The sequence below is a fragment of the Rhodococcus indonesiensis genome, assembly GCF_047782815.1.
In the GTDB taxonomy this organism is placed as follows: Bacteria; Actinomycetota; Actinomycetes; order Mycobacteriales; family Mycobacteriaceae; genus Rhodococcus; species Rhodococcus indonesiensis.
Genome location: NZ_CP180630.1, coordinates 1560978 through 1583819 on the forward strand (window position 1 = coordinate 1560978; position 22842 = coordinate 1583819).

23 protein-coding genes and 1 pseudogene are annotated in these 22842 nt (G+C 69.2%); 16 read left to right on the forward strand and 8 right to left on the reverse strand.

What is annotated here, in order from left to right:
* The first annotated feature begins 171 nt into the window (after positions 1–171).
* The 7 genes and pseudogenes from ACM26Y_RS07390 to ACM26Y_RS07420 all read left to right on the forward strand — a co-directional run.
* On the forward strand, positions 172–642 hold the full coding sequence (locus ACM26Y_RS07390) for a VOC family protein (protein WP_003936018.1): 471 nt from the start codon (positions 172–174) through the stop codon (positions 640–642).
* Positions 643–690: 48 nt separating this feature from the next.
* Complete coding sequence (locus tag ACM26Y_RS07395; protein ID WP_416063057.1) at positions 691–2004, forward strand: MFS transporter; 1314 nt, start codon at positions 691–693, stop codon at positions 2002–2004.
* A 392-nt stretch (positions 2005–2396) separates the two neighbouring features.
* Positions 2397–3224 carry an IclR family transcriptional regulator gene (locus ACM26Y_RS07400; RefSeq protein WP_003936020.1) on the forward strand — a complete coding sequence of 276 codons (828 nt, stop codon included), beginning with the start codon at positions 2397–2399 and terminating at the stop codon, positions 3222–3224.
* A gap of 45 nt (positions 3225–3269) precedes the next feature.
* Positions 3270–4064, forward strand: coding sequence for a 2-keto-4-pentenoate hydratase (locus ACM26Y_RS07405; RefSeq protein ID WP_416063058.1), 795 nt, complete (start codon positions 3270–3272; stop codon positions 4062–4064).
* Complete coding sequence (locus tag ACM26Y_RS07410) at positions 4061–4849, forward strand: 2-keto-4-pentenoate hydratase (RefSeq protein WP_416063059.1); 789 nt, start codon at positions 4061–4063, stop codon at positions 4847–4849. The genes ACM26Y_RS07405 and ACM26Y_RS07410 overlap by 4 nt, the downstream gene beginning before the upstream one ends.
* 2 nt (positions 4850–4851) lie before the next feature.
* Entirely contained in the window at positions 4852–5049 is a 198-nt protein-coding gene (locus tag ACM26Y_RS07415) for a tautomerase family protein (RefSeq protein ID WP_054372378.1), read from the forward strand.
* Between the two features lie 85 nt (positions 5050–5134).
* A pseudogene (locus tag ACM26Y_RS07420) lies at positions 5135–5263 on the forward strand (acyl-CoA dehydrogenase); the annotation flags it as partial.
* Positions 5264–5335: 72 nt separating this feature from the next.
* Here ACM26Y_RS07420 and ACM26Y_RS07425 read toward each other — a convergent pair.
* Positions 5336–6343 carry an AraC family transcriptional regulator gene (locus tag ACM26Y_RS07425; RefSeq protein WP_416063060.1) on the reverse strand — a complete coding sequence of 336 codons (1008 nt, stop codon included), beginning with the start codon at positions 6341–6343 and terminating at the stop codon, positions 5336–5338.
* 132 nt (positions 6344–6475) lie between these two features.
* Here ACM26Y_RS07425 and ACM26Y_RS07430 point away from each other — a divergent pair, with 132 nt between their 5' ends.
* Complete coding sequence (locus ACM26Y_RS07430; RefSeq protein ID WP_416063061.1) at positions 6476–7690, forward strand: cytochrome P450; 1215 nt, start codon at positions 6476–6478, stop codon at positions 7688–7690.
* A 2-nt stretch (positions 7691–7692) separates the two neighbouring features.
* Positions 7693–8721 (forward strand): NADH:ubiquinone reductase (Na(+)-transporting) subunit F, encoded by a 1029-nt coding sequence (locus ACM26Y_RS07435; RefSeq protein WP_416063062.1) that lies wholly within the window; start codon positions 7693–7695, stop codon positions 8719–8721.
* 48 nt (positions 8722–8769) lie between these two features.
* Here the strand turns inward: ACM26Y_RS07435 and ACM26Y_RS07440 are convergent, their stop codons facing one another.
* Complete coding sequence (locus ACM26Y_RS07440; RefSeq protein WP_416063063.1) at positions 8770–9792, reverse strand: helix-turn-helix domain-containing protein; 1023 nt, start codon at positions 9790–9792, stop codon at positions 8770–8772.
* A 209-nt stretch (positions 9793–10001) separates the two neighbouring features.
* Between ACM26Y_RS07440 and ACM26Y_RS07445 the strand changes: the two genes are divergently transcribed.
* From ACM26Y_RS07445 to ACM26Y_RS07455, 3 genes are all read left to right on the forward strand, one after another.
* Complete coding sequence (locus ACM26Y_RS07445; protein ID WP_416063064.1) at positions 10002–11564, forward strand: 4-hydroxyphenylacetate 3-hydroxylase family protein; 1563 nt, start codon at positions 10002–10004, stop codon at positions 11562–11564.
* Between the two features lie 13 nt (positions 11565–11577).
* The gene (gene nphA, locus ACM26Y_RS07450) at positions 11578–12105 is read left to right on the forward strand and encodes an NADH-dependent flavin reductase (protein WP_193788743.1); all 528 of its coding nucleotides are present in this window, start codon (positions 11578–11580) and stop codon (positions 12103–12105) included.
* 131 nt (positions 12106–12236) lie between these two features.
* Entirely contained in the window at positions 12237–13586 is a 1350-nt protein-coding gene (locus tag ACM26Y_RS07455; protein WP_416063065.1) for a wax ester/triacylglycerol synthase domain-containing protein, read from the forward strand.
* A 53-nt stretch (positions 13587–13639) separates the two neighbouring features.
* Here ACM26Y_RS07455 and ACM26Y_RS07460 read toward each other — a convergent pair whose 3' ends face one another.
* The 5 genes from ACM26Y_RS07460 to ACM26Y_RS07480 form a co-directional block, all read right to left on the reverse strand.
* Positions 13640–14068 carry a tautomerase family protein gene (locus tag ACM26Y_RS07460; protein WP_416063066.1) on the reverse strand — a complete coding sequence of 143 codons (429 nt, stop codon included), beginning with the start codon at positions 14066–14068 and terminating at the stop codon, positions 13640–13642.
* A gap of 34 nt (positions 14069–14102) precedes the next feature.
* The gene (locus ACM26Y_RS07465) at positions 14103–14855 is read right to left on the reverse strand and encodes an SDR family NAD(P)-dependent oxidoreductase (RefSeq protein WP_054372373.1); all 753 of its coding nucleotides are present in this window, start codon (positions 14853–14855) and stop codon (positions 14103–14105) included.
* A 65-nt stretch (positions 14856–14920) separates the two neighbouring features.
* Positions 14921–16399, reverse strand: a complete 1479-nt coding sequence (locus tag ACM26Y_RS07470; protein WP_416063067.1) for an aldehyde dehydrogenase — start codon at positions 16397–16399, stop codon at positions 14921–14923.
* 15 nt (positions 16400–16414) lie between these two features.
* On the reverse strand, positions 16415–17506 hold the full coding sequence (dmpG, locus tag ACM26Y_RS07475; RefSeq protein WP_416063068.1) for a 4-hydroxy-2-oxovalerate aldolase: 1092 nt from the start codon (positions 17504–17506) through the stop codon (positions 16415–16417).
* The gene (locus tag ACM26Y_RS07480) at positions 17503–18381 is read right to left on the reverse strand and encodes an acetaldehyde dehydrogenase (acetylating) (protein ID WP_416063069.1); all 879 of its coding nucleotides are present in this window, start codon (positions 18379–18381) and stop codon (positions 17503–17505) included. The genes dmpG and ACM26Y_RS07480 overlap by 4 nt, the downstream gene beginning before the upstream one ends.
* Before the next feature lie 219 nt (positions 18382–18600).
* Between ACM26Y_RS07480 and ACM26Y_RS07485 the strand changes: the two genes are divergently transcribed.
* The 3 genes from ACM26Y_RS07485 to ACM26Y_RS07495 all read left to right on the forward strand — a co-directional run bounded on the left by ACM26Y_RS07485 (position 18601) and on the right by ACM26Y_RS07495 (position 21076).
* Entirely contained in the window at positions 18601–19695 is a 1095-nt protein-coding gene (locus ACM26Y_RS07485) for a VOC family protein (protein ID WP_289380863.1), read from the forward strand.
* A 476-nt stretch (positions 19696–20171) separates the two neighbouring features.
* The gene (locus ACM26Y_RS07490; RefSeq protein ID WP_003936037.1) at positions 20172–20561 is read left to right on the forward strand and encodes a hypothetical protein; all 390 of its coding nucleotides are present in this window, start codon (positions 20172–20174) and stop codon (positions 20559–20561) included.
* A gap of 95 nt (positions 20562–20656) precedes the next feature.
* A complete protein-coding gene (locus ACM26Y_RS07495) occupies positions 20657–21076 on the forward strand; it encodes a hypothetical protein (protein ID WP_003936038.1) in 420 nt (139 codons plus the stop codon).
* Between the two features lie 9 nt (positions 21077–21085).
* Here ACM26Y_RS07495 and ACM26Y_RS07500 read toward each other — a convergent pair whose 3' ends face one another.
* Positions 21086–21517 carry a hypothetical protein gene (locus ACM26Y_RS07500; protein ID WP_003936039.1) on the reverse strand — a complete coding sequence of 144 codons (432 nt, stop codon included), beginning with the start codon at positions 21515–21517 and terminating at the stop codon, positions 21086–21088.
* A gap of 132 nt (positions 21518–21649) precedes the next feature.
* On the opposite strand from ACM26Y_RS07500, the gene ACM26Y_RS07505 reads away from it, so the two are divergent.
* A complete protein-coding gene (locus tag ACM26Y_RS07505) occupies positions 21650–22819 on the forward strand; it encodes an IS30 family transposase (RefSeq protein WP_414706348.1) in 1170 nt (389 codons plus the stop codon).
* The last annotated feature ends 23 nt before the right edge of the window (positions 22820–22842 follow it).

The following is a 22842-nucleotide window of genomic DNA, read 5'->3' on the forward strand; positions in this document are numbered from 1 at the left end:
ATCGCCCGTGTGTGCGCCGGTTCGCGACCGCGATGAGTTCCGGTTCCGTCTCGGGTCGATATCTGTGACACCGACGTCAGTGACACCGACGTCAGTGACACCGACGGTAGTGACACCGACGGTAGTGACACCGACGGCAGTGCCGTCATCCACCCGAGCAAGGAGAAGACGATGCCGAAGATCACCCCGTTCCTGTGGTTCGACACCGAGGCCGAGGACGCGGCCAAGTTCTACACCAGCGTGTTTCCGCGCTCCCGGATCCTCGGCACCACCTACTACCAGGACACCGGGCCGAAGCCGGCCGGCACCGTCATGACCGTCGACTTCGAGCTCGACGGCCAGCGCTACGTCGCGCTCAACGGCGGCCCGGAGTTCTCGTTCACCGAGGCGGTGTCGTTCCAGATCGACTGCGCCGACCAGGACGAGGTCGACCACTACTGGAACGCCCTCACCGAGGGTGGGGAGGAGAGTCAGTGCGGCTGGCTGAAGGACCGCTTCGGGCTGTCCTGGCAGGTGGTGCCGCGGCGGCTCTTCGAGCTGCTCTCCGACACCGACCCCGAGGCCGGGCGGCGCGTCACCGAGGCGATGCTGCAGATGCGCAAGATCGAGGTAGCACCGCTCGAGGACGCCGCCCGCGGCTGAACCGGCGAGCCCAGCGGGCACCGTGGCGGCGGTGATAGCTTTCGGGCGATGACCACGCGCACCGAGCGGCTCGACGAGCTGCCGCTGACCCGCAGACACGGCAAGCTGCTGCTCGGCTCCGGCGTGGGCTGGGCACTCGACGCCATGGATGTCGGGCTCATCTCCTTCGTGATGGCCGCCCTGGCCGTGCAGTGGAGTCTGAGCACGACTCAGCTGTCGTGGATCGGGTCGATCGGCTTCGTCGGAATGGCGGTCGGGGCGGCGGTCGGCGGGTTGCTCGCCGACCGGATCGGCCGGCGCCAGGTGTTCGCGGTGACGCTGCTGGTGTACGGCCTGGCCACCGGGGCCGCGGCGCTTGCCGGCTCCGTCGCGGTGCTGATCGTGCTGCGGTTCGTCGTCGGCCTGGGTCTCGGCGCCGAGCTTCCGGTGGCGTCGACCCTCGTCAGCGAGTACGCACCGCGCCGGCAGCGCGGCCGCATGGTCGTCGCGCTCGAGGCGTTCTGGGCGGCCGGGTGGATCCTCGCTGCCCTCATCGGCTACTTCGTGATCCCCCTCGGCGACGACGGCTGGCGCTGGGCGCTGGCCGTGGGAATCGTCCCCACCCTGTACGCGGTGGTCGTCCGGTTCGGCCTACCCGAATCCGTGCGATACCTCGAGCGCCGGGGCCGCTACGCCGAGGCGGAGAAGGCCGTGCGGTCCTTCGAGATGTCCGCCGGCGTCGCGGCGCCCACGGACGTGGAAGAGACGTCGCGTCCGGTGCTCACGGAGACGAGCGCCGAGTCGATCTGGTCGCCGCGGCTGCGGCGGCGCACCGCCGCCCTGTGGACGGTGTGGTTCTGCATCAACCTCTCGTACTACGGTGCCTTCATCTGGCTGCCGAGCCTGCTGGTGAACCAGGGCTTCGATCTGGTGAAGTCCTTCCAGTACACCCTGATCATCACGCTCGCACAGTTGCCGGGATACGCCGTCGCGGCATGGCTGATCGAGGTGTGGGGGCGCCGTGCAACTCTGGCGAGCTTCCTCGCCGGCTCGGCCGCGGCCGCGGGCCTGTTCGGGCTGGCCGACACGCCCACCGAGATCGTCGCCGCCGGAATGGCGTTGTCGTTCTTCAACCTCGGCGCCTGGGGAGCGTTGTACGCGATCGGACCGGAACTGTATCCGACGTCGGTGCGCGCCGCCGGGACCGGCGCGGCGGCCGCGTTCGGGCGCATCGCCTCGATCGTGGCGCCGCTGCTCGTGCCCTGGCTGCTCACCGGTGGTGGCAACGCCCTCGTGTTCGGGGTGTTCGCGGCGGCGTTCGTGCTCGCCGCCGTCGCCGCCTTCACACTCCCGGAGCGCAAGGGGCACGTGCTCGAGGCCTGAGCCCTACGCCCGTGCGGGCGGCATCTGGCTGCAGCCCATCGCCACGGCGAAGGCCCCGAGCGCTGTACCGGTGACGAGGCGCTGCGCCCGGCGCCGTGCGGGTCGTCAGCGTCGTCCGGCGCGCTGGTCAGGTCGACGACCCGACCCGCGCGCACGTCGTGTCGCACCTGCGGATGTCGTTGGGCGCGTAACCGCCGAGTGACACCCCTCGCGCCGAGTTCCGAGGCAGCGTGACCGGATGTCCGCACTCGGTGCGCGTGGAGTCATCCTTCTGTGCATTCCCAGCCATGTTCCGTCGCGAGCCGGGAACCTAGTGTTCCAGGTCACAAGCATCCGGCGGCGATGGGGCGCACTCGACGTCACCGCCGTGACCCGAAAGGACGGACCTGGACGTGGCGTCACTGCAGACGGTGCAGAGGATCGGACCGGTGCTGGACCTGTTCACGGTGCAGCACCCCGAGTGGGGAGTCTCCGAGGTCGCGGCGGCGATCGACGTTCCCCGGTCGAGCGCGCACGCCCTGCTGTCGAGCCTGGTCGACACGGGGCTGCTCCAGTGCCGCGCGCGCGGACGCTACCGGCTCGGTTGGCGCGTCGTGGAGCTGGGAGAGACGCTGCGCGGCACCGTCGACGTCCGGTCCTGTGCCGCCCCGGTCCTCGAGCGCCTGGTGGAGAAGTGCGGCGAGACAACACATCTCGCGGTCATGGATCGATGGAACGTCCTCTACGTGGACAAGATCCTCGGAAATCACAACATCACCGTGCAGGGTGCGCGGATCGGTACGCGCCTGGATGCGCATTCCACGGCGGTGGGCAAGGTGCTGCTCGCGCAACTCGAGGAGCTCGAGGTGCGCCGGTATCTGGCCCAGCGCCCGTTGCGGCGGCTGACACCGTCGACCACCACGAACCCTCCGGCCCTGCTGGACGCCCTGGCCGGTGTGCGCTCGGCCGGCTTCGCCGTGGACCTCGGGGAGACGGTCTCGGAGGTGCACTGCGTCGCCGCCCCGGTGCGCGACGACCTGGGCTCCGTCGTGGCGGCCGTGAGCGTGAGCGTGCCCGCGACGCGCTTCGTCCAGCGGCGCCCGCAGCTCGAGCGGGCTGTGGTCGGTGCCGCGCACGAGATCACCCGGGCGATCGCCGAAGCCCGCGACTGCAGTCCCGTGCTCCTGCGGGACGACCCGGGGGCCGCCGGCTTGACGGCGGCGAGCCCACGCGCCTCCTGACCACGAATCCGACCGCACGAACGAGACAAGCGCAAAAGAGGAGCCATGGACACCGCCGCCCACAAGGCCGCAGACCGACTGCTCGAGGTGTATCGCACGGGGGAACCGATCGATCCACTCACCCCGGACCATCCCGACGCGTCGATCGAACTCGCCTACCGGATCCAACAGCTGCAGGTCGAGCAGTGGACGCTGGCCGGTGATGTCGTCAAGGGCCACAAGGTGGGCCTGGCCTCCCGCGCGATCCAGCGGCAGATGGGCGTCGATCAACCCGATTTCGGGCATCTGACCGCGAGCATGTTCCACCTCGAGCACCAGCCGATCCCCGCCGGCCGCTTCCTGCAGCCGCGGATCGAGCCCGAGGTGGCGTTCGTGCTCGGCCGGCCGCTGGCCGGTCCGGGCGTCACCGCCGCCGAGGCCGCGCGGGCCGTGGACTTCGTGCTGCCCGCACTCGAGATCGTCGACTCGCGGATCCGGGACTGGAAGATCGGCATCTTCGACACCATCGCGGACAATGCCTCGTCCGGCGGCGTGATCCTGGGCAGCCGGCCGGTCTCCCTCTCCGAGGCCGACCTGAGGCTGATCGGATGCACGTTGCACATCGGCGGTGAACTCACGGCGACGGGAGCAGGCGGAGCCGTGCTCGGGTCCCCGCTCAACGCGCTGGTGTGGCTGGCCAACACGGTCGGCCCGCTCGGCGTCACCCTCGAACCCGGTCATGTCGTCCTTCCGGGCTCGATGACCAGGGCGTTTCCGGTGACTGCAGGCGACTCCATCGTGGCGAACATCAGCGGGCTCGGCAGCGTCACCGCCGTGCTCGACGGAAAGGACGAGAAATGAGCGACCAGTTGTGGAGCGCGGCCCGCGTCGCCGACGTGCTGCTGCGTGCGGAGGACACCGCGACCCCGCAGACGTCGATCCTCGCGGAATGGAACGGACTGGACCTGGGGACCGCGTACGCCGCACAGGACATCGCGTTGCGCATGCGGCTCGCCCGCGGCGAGCGGCTCACCGGCGTGAAGCTCGGGGTCACGTCGAAGGCGAAACAGCGGCAGGTGGGCGTGGACTCGCCGTCCACCGCGTGGCTCACGGACCGGATGATCCTGCCTATCGGGGAGCCGGTTCCGCACGAGAAGATGATCCACGCCCGCGCGGAGCCGGAGATCGCGTTCGTCATGGGCCGCAGGCTCGAGGGACCCGGCGTCTCGGCCGCGACCGCACTGGCCGCGGTGGAGCACGTGGTCGGTGCGATCGAGATCATCGACAGCCGGTTCTCCGGCTACCAGTTCTCGATGATGGATGCCGTCGCGGACAACAACTCCTCCGGACGGTACGTCACCGGCCCGATCGCCCGCCGGCCCGAGGACCTGGATCTCGCGCTCGAGGCATGCCTGCTCGAAGTCGACGGCGAGGTGGTCGATTCGGCGACCGGCGCCGCGGTGCACGGGCATCCCGCGGAGGCGCTGGCCTTCGCCGCGAACACCCTGGCCGAGCGAGGACTCGCCATCGAGGCAGGGTGGGTGGTGCTCACCGGCGGCATGACCGACGCCGTGCCGGTGCAGCCGGGGGCGCGCATCGCCGCGCACTTCACCACCCTCGGCACCGTCACCGTGGCGGGAGGCTGACGATGCCGTTCATCGATGTGACGATCGCGGAGGGGCGCAGCCCGGACGAGCTCCGGAAGCTGATCCACGAACTGACCCAGGCGGCGCACCGGGCCCTGGACGCGCCGCTACCCAATATCCGGGTGGTGCTGCGGGAGACGCCGAAGACACACTTCGCTGCGGGGGATGTGACGATCGCCGAGCGTGAGACGAGGGCCTGAGCGGTCCGGGTATCCCGAACTGCGGCAGCGCCGCCCGGCAACGGAGTCGTGGACTCGACCGGGCCGGGCGGAGACGCGATACAGAGCCGACGACACCGAAGGCCCGGTCGAGACGATCGCCCGGCACAGCAGGATCGGCGAGATTTCCGAGGGCGCCCTCGAGATCCAGAAGTGGGCGCGGGCACGGCAGATCTTCGGCCGCGACCACACCGGACAGGTTCGGCAGTTCTGTGGGGACCGGTCGTCGCTCGTGCGGGCGCGGGTGGCCGGCTGTCGCCGGTGACGACTATCCGCGCATGGCGGGGTCCAGCCGGAAATGCGCAGGGCTGGATCCGAACCGGCGACGGAATGCGCGGCTGAAGTGCGACACGTCCCGGAACCCGACGTGGACGCTGATCGCAGTGACGGTGAGATCGGTTTCGAGCAGCATCGTTCGGGCGCGGCCGAGCCGCACCTCGTACAGCCACGTGCGCGGCGTCGTTCCCGCCGCGCTGAACAGTTTGTGGATGTAGCGCAGCGACATTCCCAGTTCCGTGCCGATCTCGGCGAGCGTGTGATCGGGATCGTGCAGGTATCGGAGCATGGTGGCCTGGACCTTGCGAAGGTCGTCCGCGTGTGTCCGCATCGTGGCACTCAGCGGAGTCGCCCGGTCGCTGATCGCGGTGACGAGCAGATCCAGCGCCGCGGCGGCCACCGAATCCGAGGTGCCGCCGGACAATGGGGTCTCGGTGGCGGCCACGTCGACCAGAAAGCGCGACACCAGCCGTCCGATGCCGGACTGTCCCGAAATGCCGTGGCCCGTCACGCTCTCCACCACGTCGAGCGGCAGTCGGGACGTGAGTTGCCGGCGCGGCGCCCGCAGTACGATCTGCTCGAATTCGGTTGTGCCGTCTACGACGAACGGTGTCGACGAGTCGACGATCCCGAAGGCGCCGTTCTCGAGAATCGCCGTCCGCGGCCCCTGGGTCAGGATGGCGGAGCCCTGCGTGATCAAGCACAGCAGGAAGTCGTCGTTGGGGTCCGAATCGATCATTGCGGGGGTCCGCATCACCGTGTGCGGATCGGCGCGCACCACGCTCACGATCAGGTCGCCGATCGGGCGAGCGATCAGATCGGCGGCAAACCGGTCGCTCGACCGGGACCAGTCGACGTCCATCTCGCAGTAGGTCCGGTCCAGCGTATCCGCCCACCGCGCACGGCCTTCGGCGGATTCGAGTTCACGAACGCTCAGCGCCACCGGTCGGCCGGGCTCCGCGGTGCGCGGCGAGTCATCCTTCGGTGCACTGTCGGTCATGTTCCTGCTCACCTCCGCCTCCTAGTGTTCCAGATCACAGGAACTCGGCGGGCGGACGATACCGCGACACGCACCGTCTGCGCGACCCCCGACCGTGTCCGCCGCGCGAGCCGACGACAGGAGAACGACATCATGACCACCACCCGCACCTGGATCGACGAGATCACCATGGAGGAACTCGATCGCGACCCGAATCCGATCTACGAACGCCTCCGCCGTGAAGCCCCGGTCGCGTACGTGCCGGCCGTCGGCATGCATGTCGTGGCGACCCGCGAGCTGTGCCTGCAGATCACGCAGGACCCGCAGGCGTGGTCCACCGTGATCGCCCCCTCTGGAGGCCGGACGTTCGGCAAGGGAACGGTCCTCGACTCCAACGGCGAGCAGCACCGCAGGATCCGGGAGTGGATCGATCCGCAGCTGCGTCCCGCCGCCGTCGACACCTACGTCGAGGCCCTGGTCCGGCCGCAGGCACGGCGGATCCTCGAGGGCATCGAAGACCTCGGAGCCGTCGACATCCAGGAGGCATACTTCGCGCCGGTCAGCGTCCGCGCCGTCGGCGACCTCATGGGCCTGACCGACGTCTCGTCCGAGACGCTCGCGCGCTGGTTCCAGACGCTCGCGCTGTCCTACGGCAACGCCGCGGTCGACGAGCACGGGAACTTCGCTGATCCGGCACCTTTCGAGGCCGGCGATCGCGTCAAGGAGGAGATCGTCGCGACAGTCGACCCCATGCTCGACCACTGGACCACCCACCCCGACCACACCCTCATCTCGCACTGGCTGCACGACGGGATGCCCGAGGGGCAGGTGCGCGATCGCGCCGAGATCTACCCGAACATCTATGTGTTCCTGCTCGGCGCTCTACAGGAGCCGGGACACGTCATGACGACCACCCTGGCAGGATTGCTGCAGCACCCCGACCAGCTCGAACGGGTCGTCGACGATCCGGCCCTCGTGCCGCGCGCGATCAACGAGGGCGCGCGGTGGGTGGCGCCGATCTGGAGCGCCGCGGTGAAGGTCGCGAACCACGACGTCACGATCGGCGGCGTCGACCTGCCCGCCGGCACACCCGTGATACTCGCCTACGGTTCGGCGAACCGGGACGAGACCGCATGGGAGAACCCGGAAGCCTACGACGTGGATCGCCCGGTCGTGCCGCACCTCGCGTTCGGCTCCGGCAACCATGCCTGTGCCGGAACCTACCTCGGCACCGCGATCGTCCGCATCGCGCTCGAGGAGCTGTTCGAGACAATCCCGAACATCGAGCCCGATCCCGACCACGCGCCGGACTTCTGGGGCTGGACCTTCCGCGGCCCGCAGGGATTGCGTGTGCGGTGGGAGGTGTGACGATGGAACATTCGGTGACCGTTTCGGACGGGGAACAGCCCTTTCGTGCTGCAGCGAACCGTTCCGTCCTCGAATCCGCGCTACGGGAGAACCGGTGGCTCCCGCATGCCTGCTCGCAGGGCACGTGTGGCACCTGCAAGATCCGCGTGCTGTGCGGGGAGGTGGACCACGGGCGGGTGGACGACGCGGTGCTTTCCGAGGCGGAACGTGCGAGCGGGCTCGCGCTGGCCTGCCAGGCGAGCCCGCGCACCGATCTGACCGTCGCGCCGTTGAGCGAGACTGCGCCGGCCGGGCCGAGGCATCCGCTGCGTGACCACACCGGCACCGTGCTCGAGTTGGCCGACATCGCCCGGTGCACCCGCCGGCTCGTCGTGGAGCTGGACGAGCCGATGGAGTTCTCCGCCGGCCAGTACGCCGAGCTGATCGTGCCGGGGTCCGGTGTGGCGCGCCAGTATTCGATGGCCAATCCGCCCTTCGAGTCGCGTCGGCTCGAGTTTCACGTCAGGAAGGTCGACGGCGGACTCGCGACGGAGGGGTGGATATTCGGCTCGCTTCGACCGGGAGACCGGATCGAGCTGCGCGGGCCACTGGGGCAGTTCGCGCTCGTTCGCCCGCAGGGAGAACCGGCCATCCTGATCGGCGGTGGGACGGGGCTCGCCCCGCTGAAGTCCATTGTCCGCCATGCCCTCTCCGAGGATCTTGTCCCGGGCATCGACCTGTATCACGGTGGGCGGGGACAGGCGGACCTGTACGACGTCGACTTCTTCCGGGCACTCGAGGCCGCCGATTCCCGATTCCGCTACCACCCCGTGCTCAGCGAAGAGCAGTGGGACGGCGCCACCGGTATGGTCACCGACGTCGTGCTCGACGACTTCGCCAGTTGCCGGGGGCGCAGCGCGTACCTGTGCGGACCACCCGCCATGGTCACCGCGGCGGTCAAGGCGCTCAAACGCCGACGCATGGCGCCCCGCTCGATATTCAAGGAGGAGTTCACCGTCGGCGCCGCGCCGCCGGCGATGTCGCCGGCGTGACCGCGGCCGGGTGTTCGGGTTCGTCCCGGGCACCCGGCCGTTCGCCGGTCAGTGCCGGTGGCCCGGTGGGCGGTCGGTGTTTCCCTTCCGGTACTGACCGGGGCTGGAGCCGAATGCGGCGCGGAACGTCCTGCTGAAGTGGGAGACGTCCCGGAACCCCGCGCATTCGCTGACCTCCGAGACGGACATCTCGGTCGTCAGCAGGTGCTTCCGCGCGCGTTCGAGGCGCGCCTGGTACAGCCACGCCCGCGGGGTGGTCCCGGCCGCGCTGAACAGTTTCTGCACGTTGCGCAACGACATCCCGGCGTCGGCTGCGACGTCCGACAGCGTGAGCTCGGGATCGTGCAGCTTCTGTTCGATCACCCGCTGGACGCGGGTGAGATCTTCGGTGCGATGCAGTTGCGCGGCGCTGGTCGCGAGCGGACCCTCCGCGAGGGCGGTGGCCAGCATGTCGACGGCAGACGAGGCGAACGACACCGCGGCCCCCGGCGAGATCGGAGCCGTCGTGGTCGAGAGGTCGACGAAGAATCGGCCGACCAGTTCGCCGGCCCCGGTGTCGGCGCCCATCGACCGCGCGGTGCCGTGTTCGACGATCCTGCCGGGTAGACGTGAGGTGAGCAGCTCGGCGGGGGACCGCACCACGATCTGCCGGAACGGCGCGGGGGAGTGGAAGACGAACGGTGCGGAGCAGTCCAGCAGCGCGAATCCCCCGCGCTCGAGAACGGTGGCTCGACCGGACTGCTGCACCTCGACGTGACCCTCGGTCACGATGCACACGAGGTAGCCCGTCCAGGTGTCGGAGGCGATCATCTCGGGTGACCGCACCACGGTATGGGCGTCGGCGCGGATCGTGCTGATGTGCAGGTCCCCGAAAGGCCGTCCACCCCACTCGGCGTCGAAGTGCTGCCGCGGATCCGGCCACGCCACGTCCATCTCGCCGTAGAGCCGCTCGAGGGTGCTCGCCCACTGCGTGCGGCCCTCGCGCGTGTCGAGTTCCCGCGTGCGCAGTGAGACGAGGGCGGGCGCCGCTCCCTTGCGCGCAGAGTCACCCGATTGTTCGCGCTCAGCCATGTTCCAGCACACCTCCACCTTCTAGTGTTCCAGATCACAGGGACTTGGCGTCCGGAACGATATACCGACATCGCGCCGAAAGCGACATCCGAGAGCGGATCCCCAATCCGGGCAACGCAATCGGTGTCGACCGCGTCGCAGCACGGTGCCGGTCGATCCCGCCGGTCTCCGATACGACTCTCCACCGCCCGAGACCAGGAGTGAACACCATGACGACCTCAGCGATCATCGGCGACGCCGTCGGAGCGCCCAACACCGTCCGGCCTATGACAGGCGACGAGTACATCGAGTCGCTCCGCGACGGTCGCGAGGTGTACTTCCGTGGTGAGCGGGTCGACGACGTCACCACGCACCCGGCCTTCCGTAATTCGGTCCGGTCGGTGGCACGGATGTACGACGCGATGCACAAGCCGGAGGCCAAGGGCATCCTCACGGTGCCGACCGACACCGGCAACGGGGGCTTCACCCATCCGTTCTTCAAGACGGCACGCAGCGCCGACGACCTGCTCCTCGCCCGCGACGCGATCGCCACGTGGCAGCGCGAGGTGTACGGCTGGCTGGGACGCTCGCCCGACTACAAAGCGTCGTTCCTCGGCACCCTCGGAGCCAACGCCGACTTCTACGGCGAGTACAAGCAGAACGCCCTCGACTGGTACAAGAAGTCCCAGGAGCGGGTGCTCTACCTCAACCATGCGATCGTCAACCCGCCGATCGACCGCGGCAAGCCCGCCGACGAGACCGCCGACATCTGCGTGCACGTGGTCGAGGAAACCGACGCGGGTCTGATCGTGTCGGGCGCGAAGGTGGTGGCGACCGGTTCGGCGATCACGAATGCCAACTTCATCGCGCACTACGGCCTGCCGCTGCGCAAGAAAGAGTTCGGCCTGATCTTCACCGTCCCGATGGATTCACCGGGGCTGAAGTTGTTCTGCCGTACGTCCTACGAAATGAACGCCGCCGTCATGGGTACGCCGTTCGACTACCCGCTGTCGAGCCGATTCGACGAGAACGACGCGATCATGGTGTTCGACCGGGTCCTGGTTCCGTGGGAGAACGTCTTCGCCTACGACGCCGAGACGACCAACGGCTTCGTCATGAAATCCGGGTTCATGTCGCGCTTCATGTTCCACGGTTGCGCCCGTCTCGCCGTGAAACTCGACTTCATCGCCGGTTGCGTGATGAAGGCGGTGGAAATGACCGGCTCGGCCGGATTCCGCGGGGTGCAGATGCAGATCGGCGAGATCCTCAACTGGCGCGACATGTTCTGGGGACTGTCCGACGCGATGGCGAAGACACCCGATCCGTGGGTCGGCGGGGCCGTACAGCCGAACCTGAACTACGGACTGGCCTACCGGACCTTCATGGGTGTGGGCTATCCGCGGATCAAGGAGATCATCCAGCAGACTCTCGGCAGCGGTCTGATCTACCTGAATTCCCATGCGAGCGACTGGAGCAACCCCGACATCCGGCCGTACCTCGACCAGTACGTGCGCGGGTCGAACGGCATCGCGGCCATCGACCGCGTCAAGCTGCTCAAGCTGCTATGGGATGCCGTCGGCACCGAGTTCGGCGGCCGGCACGAGTTGTACGAGCGCAACTACGGCGGTGACCACGAGGCCGTGCGCTTCCAGACGCTGTTCGCCTACCAGGCCCAGGGCCTGGACAACCAGCTCAAGGGCTTTGCCGAACAGTGCATGTCCGAGTACGACATCCACGGCTGGACGCGGCCGGACCTGATCGGCAACGACGATCTGAAGATCGTCCGGGGCTGAACGGAGCGAGACGATGAGGAGCACTGCCGTGGCCGATCTCGAGGTCACCCCACTGCACATGCGGAAAGCGCTGGGGCGGTTCGCGAGTGGCGTCACCATCGTCACCACCGCCGAGTGTGAGGACGAGGCTTCGGTGCACGGGATGACCGCCAACGCCTTCACCTCGGTGTCGCTCGATCCGCCGCTCGTGCTCGTGTCGATCGCCAACCGCGCCAGGATGAACGAGCGGATCCGGGAGACCGGGCGGTACGGCGTCTCGATCCTCGCCGGGGACCAGGAACCGTTGTCCCTGCACTTCGCCGGGGCGGCGCACCAGCCGGATCTCGTCCGGTTCGTGTGGCGCAAGGGCGTGCCCCTGCTGGAGGGCGCACTGGTGCACCTGGCGTGCACCGTGGTCGATTCGCATCCCGCGGGTGATCACACCCTGCACGTGGGCCGGGTGGAGCGACTCTGGTACGACGACGGGCACCCGCTGGTGTTCTACACCGGCACCTTCCGGTCACTCGAACTGCAGGGCAGGGACGACCCCTGGGGCTTCTGAGCGGAGCAGGACGGGGTGGTCACGGCGGATGCCGCGGCCACCCCGCCCGCATGTGCGGCGGCATCGATCAGCGCCCTGTCGGCGCGGCCGGATATCTGGTTCGCTGGAGGGACGCGACGGCAGGTGAGCGCATGGAACGGTTGAGCGCACAGGACGTGATGACCCTGTGGCCCGACGAGGCGGGATGGCAGCAGGACATCGGTCTCGTCGCGATCCTCGACGCCGGGGACGGCGACGATCCGGACGGACGGATGCTGCTCCGATCCGTCCGGGAGATCGTCGAGGCTCGGTTGCCGCTGGTGCCGCGCCTGCGTCAGGTGGTGCATACTCCCCGGCGGGGGCAGGGACGACCGTTGTGGGCGGACGCAGCGAACTTCGACCTGCGTCACCACATCCGTGCGGTGGCGGCGGGACAGGGCGGGGAGTTGTTCCCGGTCGTCGAATCGATCCGGCGGAGCCCGCTCGACCGGTCCCGGCCGTTGTGGGAGCTGTGGGTGATCCCGGGATCCGGGGCGCATGCACCCGCGGTCTACCTGCGCATTCATCATGTGATCGCCGACGGTCCGGCGGGGGTGGCGATGCTGGGGCTGCTCCTCGACGCCGCTCCGGACGTGCCGCTGTCGCCCGCGTCGCCGTGGCGACCCGCGCCGGTTCCCCGGGCGCGCACGCTGGTCGTCGACAACCTGCGCGGACGCTCGACCGCGGCGTTCCGGGCCGTGGCGGCCCGGGCTCGTCCGGGAACGCTCGTGCCCGACCTCCGGGACTCCTGGTCCGCGCTGCGACGAACCCGGCGCGAAGGGCGAGCGCCGCGCACCAGCCTGAACCGGCGGATCGGGTCGGAGCGCCGCTACGCAGTGGTGCACACCGACGTCGAGGTGGTCCGCGCGATCGCGCATCGGCACGGCACGAAGATCGACGACGTGCTGCTCTCGGTCTTCGCCGGGGGCTTGCGCGAACTGCTCTGTCGCCGAGGGGAACCGGTCGACGGCGTCGTGCTGCGGGCGGTGGTGCCCGTCTCGCTGCACGGGTCGCGTCCGGGGCCGGCTCGTGGAAACCTGCTCGGGCAGATGATTGTTCGGCTCCCGCTCGGTGTCGCCGATCCGCTGCGCCGGTTGACGTCGATCGCCGCGGACACAGCCGTCCGGAAGCGGCATGTCCGTCCGAGGACGGGCGCGGTGGTGACCGGCCGGGTAGTCCGGCGCATCGCCCTGCCGATGCTCGCCCGGCAACGGATGACGAACACGTACGTCGCCGACGTGGTCGGTCCGCCCACCCCGCTCTACCTTGCCGGGGCGCGGGTGCGCGAGATCGTGCCGGTGGTGGCGCTCATGGGCAACATCGGCGTCGGTGCGTGTGCTTTCTCGTACGCCGAGCGGTTCGTGATCACCGTCGTCGGCGACGGTGTCGTGTGTCCCGAGGTGGACGTGGTGGCTCGCGGAATGGAGGAAGAACTGCGGGCGCTTCGCGGTGAAGGCGAATGAGGGATGGCGTCGAACAGGCCGACGTGCCGGCACATTCGCTCAGGCGCCGGCGTTCACCGCGCCGGCTGTGTGGCTGCCGCCCGTGCCGCGACCTCGTCGGCGCGGGCGGCGGCGGCCGGGTTGCCTGCGATGGACCAGTTCACCGGATCGACTTCGACGATCTGTCCGCGCACCAGATCCCGCTGCGCCCCCAGGATCTCGACGATCAGATCGGTGAATCGCGCCGCCAGCTCCTGGCGCTGCTCGATCGGGCGTCCGGCGAGGACGATCGCGGTGAAGTAGGGGGCCGGGGTGCCGCCGTCGGCGATCGCCGTTCCGGCCGTCGCGGCGTCGTCGGGGCCGTACCGGACGACGAACGCCCGCACTCGCTCGATCGGGGAGTCGAGGACCTCCGCGTAGCAGCGACTCGCGTCGGCGAGCAGCCGACGTCGTTGCCCGGCGGTGTAGGCGCCGTCGACGAGATGGAAGTGTGCAACGGGCATTGGCGCTCCTTCGTGACATGTCGGGGGTACAGACTTATTGGACTCCGTGCCGGGTTCCGCCGTCGACGGTGAGGACGCTTCCGTGCAGCACGGCGGCCTCCGGAGCGAGGAGCATCTCCAGAGTCCAGCCGATCTCGTCGAGCGTCGGTAGCCGGCCGAGCGTGGTCTTGGCACGGTAGCGATCCCAGATCTCACCGGGGTCACGTCCGGTCTCGGCGGCCTCGGTCTCGACGAACTTCCGCAGCCGTGGCGTGTCGACCGGTCCCGGCGCAATGGTGTGGGTGGTGACGCCCCTCGGGCCGTACAGCGCGCTGAGCTGACGCATGAGATTGAAGACTGCGGCGTTCACCGTCCCCGGCCCGGCGTCGAGCGGGCCGGGTTCGAGTCCGAGCGACCCGGCGATCGTCACGAAACGCGATCCCGGTACGAGGTGGTCCCGGACGGCGTGCAGCAGCCGCACCAGTCCGCCGACCTTGATGTTCGCGCCGACCGCGAAGTCCCCCGGCGCGATGGTGTCGGCCGAGCCGCGCACCGGAAGCCCGGCCGCGAACACGGCCAGGCGCACCGGCGCGTCGAGACGGGCGGTGATCGTGCCGATGGCGCTGTCGTCGGCGATGTCGGCGACACACGGAACGATCAGATCGTCCTCGGTCGCGAGCTTGTCGAGGTCCTCGGCGTTTCGGGCGACCGCGACGACGCGCAGCCCGCGCCGGACCAGGCGACGGGTGAACTCGGTGCCCATCGCGCCGGTCGCGCCGACGACGACGCACAGTGAGGGTGAGGCCATGTCTGTGCTCCTTGATTCGCGGGTGTAACCGCCATGGAGATGCATATCCGTTGGTCCCGGACTTTTCAGCCGCGCAGTCGGAGGGTGACCGCCCGCGGCTCGGTGAAGAAGTCGCGGGAGTACTGCCCGCCCTCGCGTCCGAGGCCGCTGGCGCCCTCGCCGCCGAAGGGCAGGCGCAGGTCGCGTTCGAAGAACGTGTTGATCCACACGGTGCCGGCCTTCCAGCGGGCGGCCATCCGGTGGGCCCGGTCCAGGTTCTGGGTGAACAGCATCCCGGCCAGGCCGTAGGGGGAGTCGTTGGCGATGCGCAGGGCCTCCTCCTCGGTGTCGAATCCGAGGACGGTCTCGACGGGGCCGAAGATCTCCTCGCGCGCGGTGCGGGAGTCGTTGGTCAGGCCGGTGATGACCGTGGGCGGGTAGTAGAACCCGGCGGCGCGGGCGTCGTCGGTGAGGCGGGCACCACCGGTGACGACCTTGCCGCCCTCCTCTTGGGCGAGTTCGACGTAGCCGTGCACCTTGTCGAGGTGGCGCTGCTCGATGAGCGGACCGAGGAAGTTGGCCGGGTCCTTCGGGTCGCCGACGGTGAGCCTGTTCGCCTCCTCGGTGAACCGGGCGAGGAACTCGTCCATGATGCTGTTGTGCACCAGCAGGCGGGACCCGGCCAGGCACACCTGCCCGTTGCCGCCGAAGATCGCGCGGATCGCCATCGGCACGGCGACGTCGAGGTCGGCGTCGGCGAAGACGATGTTCGCGGACTTGCCACCCATCTCGGCGGACACCGGGGTGTGGTTGGGCGCGGCGGCCTGCAGGATCTTCACCCCCGTGGCACTCGAGCCGGTGAAGGTGATCCGATCCACGCGCGGGTCGGAGGTGAGTGGCCCGGCGACGGCCTCGCCTCCGAAACCGTGTACGACGTTGAGCACACCCTCGGGCAGTCCCGCCTCGAGGGCGAGTTCGGCGAAGCGGTGCGCGGTCAGCGGGGTCTGCGGCGCCGGCTTGAGGACGGCGGTGTTGCCGAATGCCAAGGCGGGAGCGATCTTCCACGTGGCGAGCATCAGTGGCGCGTTCCACGGGCTGATCGCCGAGACGACACCGGCCGGCGGGTAGAGCACGTAGGACAGCAGGTCCCCGTCCGGGTACGCCTCGTTCGCGGCCATCGCGACGTAGTCGGCGAAGAACCGCAGATTGTGTGCCACCCGCGGGATCTCGGCGTGCAGGGACTGATTGATGCTCTTGCCACCGTCGCGGGTCTCGAGCTGGGCGAGTTCCTCGCGGTGGGCGTCGACCTTGTCGGCGACGGCGTGCAGGATCTTCGCGCGTTCCTTCGGGGACAGCAGCGGCCACGGGCCGTCGTCGAAGGCGTTGCGGGCGGCGGTGATCGCCGCGGCACCGTCGTCGGCCGTGCCCTGGGGCACGATCCCGAGCAGCGCACCGTCGTGGGGGTCCCGGGACTCGAAAGTGGCCCCGTCCGAAGCCTGCCTCCATTCGCCGCCGATGAGGTGACGGACCTGCGTGACCGGTGGCGGGTTCTGGGTCTGTGTCATGGCAGTCTCCCTGGGTCAGACTCCGGCGCGGGCCGGGGGCTCGTAGGTGCGGCCGGCCAGTTCGGAGGCGACGTCGACGATCATGTCCTCCTGGCCGCCGATGACACCGCGGCGCCCGAGTTCGAGCAGGATCTCGCGGGTGGAGATGCCGAACTTCTTCGCGGCCCGCTTGGTGGGGTGGAAGAAGGTCGAGTACACGCCGGCGTAGCCGAGGATCAGGGCGGTCTCGTCGACGATCTGCGGTTCGGTCATCAGTGGGGCGACGACGTGCTCGGCGGTGTCGACCAGCGGAAACAGGTCGACCCCGGTGTCCCAGCCGGCCCGCTCGAACGCGGCGGCAAGCACCTCGGTCTGGGCGTTGCCGGCGCTCGCGCCGAGTCCACGCAGCGACCCGTCGATGAACGTCGCCCCGTTCTCGGCGGCGGTGAGCGCGTTGGCGATGCCGACCCCGAGATTGTTGTGGGCGTGGAATCCGATGTCGGCGGAGACGGCCTGGCGCAGGGCCGCGACGCGCTCCCCGGCGTGCCGGGGCACCATCGCCCCGGCGGAGTCGACCACGTACACGACGTCGGCGCCGTACGAGTCGAGCTTGGCGGCCTGCTCGGCGAGCGGCGCGGGCTCGAGCTTGTGGCTCATCATCAGGAACGTCATCACGTTCAGGCCCTTGTCCTTGGCCCACTCGACGGGCTGCTGGGCGCAGTCGGCCTCGGTGCAGTGCACCGCGACGCGCACCGTTGTGATGCCGGCGTCGATCGCGCCCTGCAGTTCGGCGAGGGTGGCGATGCCCGGGACGTACAGCACCGCGATGTCCGCATTGTCGACGGCGTCGACCGCGGCGCGCACATATTCGGGGTCGGTGGCGGCGGCGAAGCCGTACTGGATCGAGGAGGCGCCGAGCCCGATGCCGTGCGCGACCTCGATGGTGGGGATCCCGGCCCGGTCGAGACCGCGGGCGATGTCGGCGACATTGCCGGGGGTGAACTGGTGCGAGACCGACGACATGCCGTCGCGCAGGGTGGTGTCGACGAGGGTGACCTTGCGGCGCCGGGCGGCCGTGCCGGCCGTGTCGGCGGTGCCGGCGGTGTGGGTGGTGTCGGTGGTGCTCACTGGGCTGCTCCCTGGACGAGGTTGCGCTGCGCCAGGACGTCGGCGACCTGTACGGCGGCGGCGGTGATGATGTCGAGGTTTCCGGCATAGGTCGGCAGGAAGTCGCCGGCGCCCACGACCTCGAGCATGACGGTGACCAGGTCGCCGTCCACGTCGACGAGCCGCAGGGTGTAACCGGGAACGTACTGCTGCACCCTGGCGACCATGTCGATCACGGCGCGTTCGATCGCGTCCGGGTCGGGGTTGCGGACCTTGGCGTAGACGGTGTCGCGCATGTTCATCGGTGGCTCGGCCGGGTTGATCACCGAGATGGCCTTGGCGCGGTCCGCGCCGGCGACCTGCGCGAGTGCCCTGCCGGTCTTCTCGCTGAATTCGCTGAGGTTCTGGCGGGTGCCCGGGCCTGCGCTGTGCGAGGCGATCGCGGCGACTATCTCCCCGTAGTAGGCGTCCGCGGCCTGGTTGATCGCGTACAGGATCGGGATGGTGGCCTGCCCGGCGCAGCTGACCATGTTCAGATTCGGCGCGTCCAGGTGCTCGGTGAGGTTGACGGCCGGCACGACATACGGTCCCACCGACGCCGGAGTCAGATCGATGGCCGTGATCCCTGCCTCCGCGTAGCGGGGCGCCGCTGTGGCGTGCACCTTGGCCGAGGTCGCCTCGAACACGACGTCGGGCAGTTCGGGGCGGCTCAGCAGCCAGTCCACCCCGTCGGCGGACGTCTCCAGGCCCTGCCGGCGGGCCCGTTCGAGGCCTTCGCTGGCAGGGTCGATCCCCACCATGTACACCGGCTCGACGTGCTCCGACCGCAGCAGCTTGTACATCAGATCCGTGCCGATGTTCCCGGAACCGACGATCGCGGCTTTCAAACGACTCATCTGTGGGGCCTTCCCTCAACTCGGGGGTGATGCGGACCACGCTAGGGCGGAAGGTCTCCTCGTCGGCCCCTCGTCCGGAGGTCTCGAACGCGGGACCGATGTCCCGAGTGGCGATTCGGCTATTGCGAACGGCGTGCACAGCGGGCCCGAGGTGCGCGCACGCTCGTGACGGAGAGCACAGCCGGCATCCTCGCCGGCCGGCGCAGATCAGGAGAGATCATGACGGACACGACCGCTCGTTTCGACATCGCGCACCTCGCCCGCGCGGAGCTGTTCACCCCGAGGCCGCAGGAAACCCTCGACTTCTTCACGAAGTTCCTCGGCATGTACGTCACGCACCGGGAAGGGCAATCCGTCTACCTGCGTGGGTACGAGGATCCCTACCAGTGGAGCCTGAAGGTCACCGAGGCTCCGGAGCCCGGCATGGGCCATGCTGCGCTACGCGCCAGCTCGTCGGAAGCCCTCGAACGTCGCGTCGCGTCCCTGAAGCAGGGCAACGTGGAAGGGAAGTGGAGCGAGGATCAGTTCGGCTACGGAAAGACCTTCGAATTCCAGTCCCCGGACGGCCACAACCTGCAATTGCTGTGGGAGGTCGAGAAGTACGTCGCGCCGAAGGAACTGGAGAGCAAGATCCTCTCGCGTCCGTCGAAGAAGCCGCTGCAGGGTATCCCGGTCAAGCGGATCGACCACCTGAATCTCATGTCCTCCGACGTGACCGCGGTGAAGGACTCCTTCGAGCGGCACCTCGGATTCCGCACGACCGAACGCGTGGTGGACGGCGGCGTGGAGATCGGCGCCTGGATGAGTTCGAACCTGCTCGGCCACGAGGTCGCCTGCATGCGTGACATGACCGGCGGACGCGGCAAGCTCCACCATCTCGCGTTCTACTACGGCACCGGCCAGCACCTCGCCGACGCGGTGGAGATGTTCCGGGACTACGACATCCGGATCGAGGCCGGTCCCGACAAGCACGGCATCACGCAGGGGCAGTTCCTCTACGTGTTCGAGCCCGGCGGCAACCGCATCGAACTGTTCGGCGAGGCCGGCTACCTGCATCTGGATCCGGATGCCGAGACCAAGACGTGGCAGATGGCCGACATCGACACCGGCCTCGCGGTCGGTGGGGCGAAACTGCCGTGGGAAACCTACTTCACCTACGGCACCCCGAACCCGCTCGCACTCGATCAGCACATCGAGAAGTTCTCGCACTTCGGCCCGGGCGCTCCCGTCGAGGATCCCGAGGTGATCGCCACGGAGCAGGCGATCCCGGACGACATCGATCACTCCCGCGCGGTGTCCGGCTCCCCGGTGTGAGTCCTGGCGGGGGCGCACCTCTCGCGCGGGTTTCGGGCGCGAGAGGTGCGCGCCTGCGTGTCAGCCGGCGTCCGGGAACGTCACCCCGAGCGCCGTGAGCTGCTCGGGATCCGACACCACCTCGATCTCGACCATCGCGTCGTCCTCGATCGTGAAGGCGAACACCGTGCGCGGACGGCCGCCCGGCGCCCGTGCGGCGCCGGGTATTCCGTCGACGAGGACCGCCCGGGCGGCGTGGGCGCGGCCGTCGAAAACCTCTGCGACGCGGCGCCCGCCACTGCGACGAGCCGCAACTGGCGGCGCTGATCGTGCAGATCCCGCTCATCAACGTGTGGAACCGGCTCGACGCAGCGGTCGAGCAGGTGGCCGGCGCGCAGGACAACCGGCGTTGCCCTCCGGCGGATATTCTGGAATGATTCCAGATAAAGCGCCGGAGGGTCGTGTTGCGGCGGCCCGGAACGAAAGGAAGTGCGCTCATGTATGCCGTCGATTCGCGTGCCGTCACGCTTCCGTCGATGGTCCTCGGCGGGTTGCGGCCGCTGTACCGGCAGATGGCCCGCGCGAACGTGCGTGGCGTGGGCTTTGTGCACACCGCGGGCGCGAACCGGTTCGAGGTCCGTCTGATCGCGGCCGTGGGTGGGCCGACGCTCGAAATCCGTTCGGAGGACCGGACGGTCGTGATCACGGTTGCGCTCACGGCGCAGTTCCGGGCGCAGCCGGAACTCGACCCGGGCAGCTACCGGCGGCTGTGCGCGATGCTGACGCCGGACGCCGCTCCGTCGTCCGGGACCGTCGGCCGGTTCCTGCAGGGTCTCGTCGCTCAGGCGCCCGCCGTCCTTTCGCGCACCGACGCCCACGCGGCCTGAGGACGTTCCGCTACGTTGTTCGGCTGCCGGGACGCTCCCCGGGGTGCATGATCGGATCGGGACCGATCCGTAGTGACGCCGGCGAAGGGGTAACGATGGCGGAGGACCGCGAGACGCGTCGATTCGGACTGCTCGGGTCCGCGATGGAGGAATTGCTCGAGAGAACCCGCGCCGTGGCCGACGAGGTCGCGTCGATCGGGAGCGGGGCCCTCGGGTCGATTCCCGACCCGCTGTCCAGGCCTGCCGACCGGATGCTCGCGTCGCTCCGGGAGGTGATGGAGCTGGCCCCACCCGTCTTCACCGAGTTCGACGCCCTCGTCGAGCAGCTGCACGCGCAGCGCAAGTCGGTGCAGGCGCTGCAGGCGCAACTGTCGGCGTTCGACCGTCAGCTGGAGGTCGTCGAGAAGTCGCTGGCGCCCCTGCAGGGGCTGGCCCACCAGTGGACCCGGTTGCAGCAGACACTGCTCCGGTATCCCTCCACCGGCGAACCGGAATCCGGCCCGCCGAAGTCCTGACGGACCGCGTCAGAAATCGCCCTCGGCCACCTGGAAACACACCAGTCCCATCCGCCGCCACATCCGCACGACCTGGTCACGATCGTCGAGGACGGCGACGACCCGGTACCGGTGCCGGACGAAGCGGTCGAACAGCTCGGCTTTGACGATGGAGTCCTTGCGATTGTCGCCGGGCGCGCGCATGTGCAGTTCGGTGTAGGGCACCCGATGCTCGGCCAGCCACTGCTCGGTCTCGGGCCGGCACACCCCGTCGCGACCGGAGACGAGCACGATCGCCGGCTTCTCGGGTGATGCGGCGAACGCCGTCACCGCAGCCATCACGGCGGGGGACAGCGAGTCCTCGCCCACTCGGTGCCAGTGGTAGGGGCTGCGGTCGCTCATGTGGGCGAGCGTGCCGTCGATGTCGACGATCCACGCCGGGGGCAGCGTCGGATCCGGCACGTACGGCGCCGGGTAGGGGACCGGCTCGGCCGGCGGCCGGTGCCGCCCCTGTCGCCTCGCCCCGGTGCGTCCTTTGGGCTGGGCGGATTCAACCGGTCGTTGCAACATCCCTGATGATGGAGGGTGTTGCAGATGGTGTGGATCGGTCGACCCCCGGCCCCGGAGCACGCACGGCTGAGGTTCTGGCAATGCCGTAGCGAGGGTGCCTCGACGACGGAGGCGGCGTGCGCCGCGGCCGTGTCGTCCTCGACGGCGCAGCGGTGGATCGTGGCGTCCGGTGGGGTTCGTCCCCGCCGGACGCCGCCCCCGTCGGGGCGGTATCTGACGCTCGAGGAGCGCGAGACGATCTCCGAGCTGCTCCAGGCCGGCACGAAGCAGTACGAGATCGCCCGGGCGCTGGGCCGGTCCGCGTCCACGATCAGCCGAGAGATCACCCGCGGGACGAACAAGCGCGGCTACTACATCGCCTCGACCGCCCACCGAGCTGCCCAGCAGCGCGCCACCCGCCCGAAAACGGCGAAGCTGGCCACCTGCGACCGGCTGCGCGGATTCGTGCGGCAGCGGCTCGAACGGAACCACTCGCCGGAGCAGATCTCCCACTCCCTGATCCGCGAGTTCCCCGACGATGCGGAGATGCGCGTGTCGCACGAAACGATCTACCTCTCGCTCTACATCCAGTCCCGCGGCGCACTCAAACGAGAGCTGACACAACATCTTCGAACGAAACGAACGCTGCGCGCGAGCAGACGCCGACCGGACGAACGGCGCGGCCGGATCCCCGAGATGGTGCACATCTCGCAGCGTCCCGCCGAAGCCGACGATCGAGCCGTGCCCGGACACTGGGAAGGCGACTTGATCATGGGCGCGGGCAACCGGTCGGCGATCGGCACCCTCGTCGAACGCACCACCCGGTTCGTGATGTTGCTGCACCTGCCCGACGGGTACTCGGCCGAGCAGGTCAATACCGCGCTGGCCGCCAAGATCCGGGAACTGCCCGACGCCCTGGCCCGGTCCATCACCTGGGACCAGGGCGCCGAGATGAAGCGACATGCCCAGTTCACCGTGGACACCGGCGTCCAGATCTACTTCTGCGACCCGCACTCACCGTGGCAGCGCGGCTCCAACGAGAACACCAACGGTCTGCTCCGGCAGTATTTCCCCAAGGGCACCGACCTGTCCCTCCACACCGTCGAGGACCTGCGGTTCGTTGCCGACGAGATGAACGACCGCCCCCGCAAGACGCTCCACTGGCATACTCCAGCCGAGCGCCTCGACGAGATGCTCGTTGCGACGACCGCATGAATCCGCCCTGCTGGGACCGCCCA

Coding starts and splice junctions, on each gene's coding strand:
- ACM26Y_RS07395 (WP_416063057.1), top strand. CDS start 691: ATGACCACGCGCACCGAGCGGCTCGACGAGCTGCCGCTGACCCGCAGA.
- ACM26Y_RS07410 (WP_416063059.1), top strand. CDS start 4,061: ATGAGCGACCAGTTGTGGAGCGCGGCCCGCGTCGCCGACGTGCTGCTG.
- ACM26Y_RS07455 (WP_416063065.1), top strand. CDS start 12,237: ATGGAACGGTTGAGCGCACAGGACGTGATGACCCTGTGGCCCGACGAG.
- ACM26Y_RS07460 (WP_416063066.1), bottom strand. CDS start 14,068: ATGCCCGTTGCACACTTCCATCTCGTCGACGGCGCCTACACCGCCGGG.
- ACM26Y_RS07470 (WP_416063067.1), bottom strand. CDS start 16,399: ATGACACAGACCCAGAACCCGCCACCGGTCACGCAGGTCCGTCACCTC.
- ACM26Y_RS07445 (WP_416063064.1), top strand. CDS start 10,002: ATGACGACCTCAGCGATCATCGGCGACGCCGTCGGAGCGCCCAACACC.
- ACM26Y_RS07485 (WP_289380863.1), top strand. CDS start 18,601: ATGACGGACACGACCGCTCGTTTCGACATCGCGCACCTCGCCCGCGCG.
- ACM26Y_RS07430 (WP_416063061.1), top strand. CDS start 6,476: ATGACCACCACCCGCACCTGGATCGACGAGATCACCATGGAGGAACTC.
- ACM26Y_RS07480 (WP_416063069.1), bottom strand. CDS start 18,381: ATGAGTCGTTTGAAAGCCGCGATCGTCGGTTCCGGGAACATCGGCACG.
- ACM26Y_RS07490 (WP_003936037.1), top strand. CDS start 20,172: ATGTATGCCGTCGATTCGCGTGCCGTCACGCTTCCGTCGATGGTCCTC.
- ACM26Y_RS07425 (WP_416063060.1), bottom strand. CDS start 6,343: ATGACCGACAGTGCACCGAAGGATGACTCGCCGCGCACCGCGGAGCCC.
- nphA (WP_193788743.1), top strand. CDS start 11,578: ATGAGGAGCACTGCCGTGGCCGATCTCGAGGTCACCCCACTGCACATG.
- ACM26Y_RS07405 (WP_416063058.1), top strand. CDS start 3,270: ATGGACACCGCCGCCCACAAGGCCGCAGACCGACTGCTCGAGGTGTAT.
- ACM26Y_RS07465 (WP_054372373.1), bottom strand. CDS start 14,855: ATGGCCTCACCCTCACTGTGCGTCGTCGTCGGCGCGACCGGCGCGATG.
- ACM26Y_RS07440 (WP_416063063.1), bottom strand. CDS start 9,792: ATGGCTGAGCGCGAACAATCGGGTGACTCTGCGCGCAAGGGAGCGGCG.
- ACM26Y_RS07435 (WP_416063062.1), top strand. CDS start 7,693: ATGGAACATTCGGTGACCGTTTCGGACGGGGAACAGCCCTTTCGTGCT.
- ACM26Y_RS07505 (WP_414706348.1), top strand. CDS start 21,650: ATGGTGTGGATCGGTCGACCCCCGGCCCCGGAGCACGCACGGCTGAGG.
- ACM26Y_RS07495 (WP_003936038.1), top strand. CDS start 20,657: ATGGCGGAGGACCGCGAGACGCGTCGATTCGGACTGCTCGGGTCCGCG.
- ACM26Y_RS07390 (WP_003936018.1), top strand. CDS start 172: ATGCCGAAGATCACCCCGTTCCTGTGGTTCGACACCGAGGCCGAGGAC.
- ACM26Y_RS07415 (WP_054372378.1), top strand. CDS start 4,852: ATGCCGTTCATCGATGTGACGATCGCGGAGGGGCGCAGCCCGGACGAG.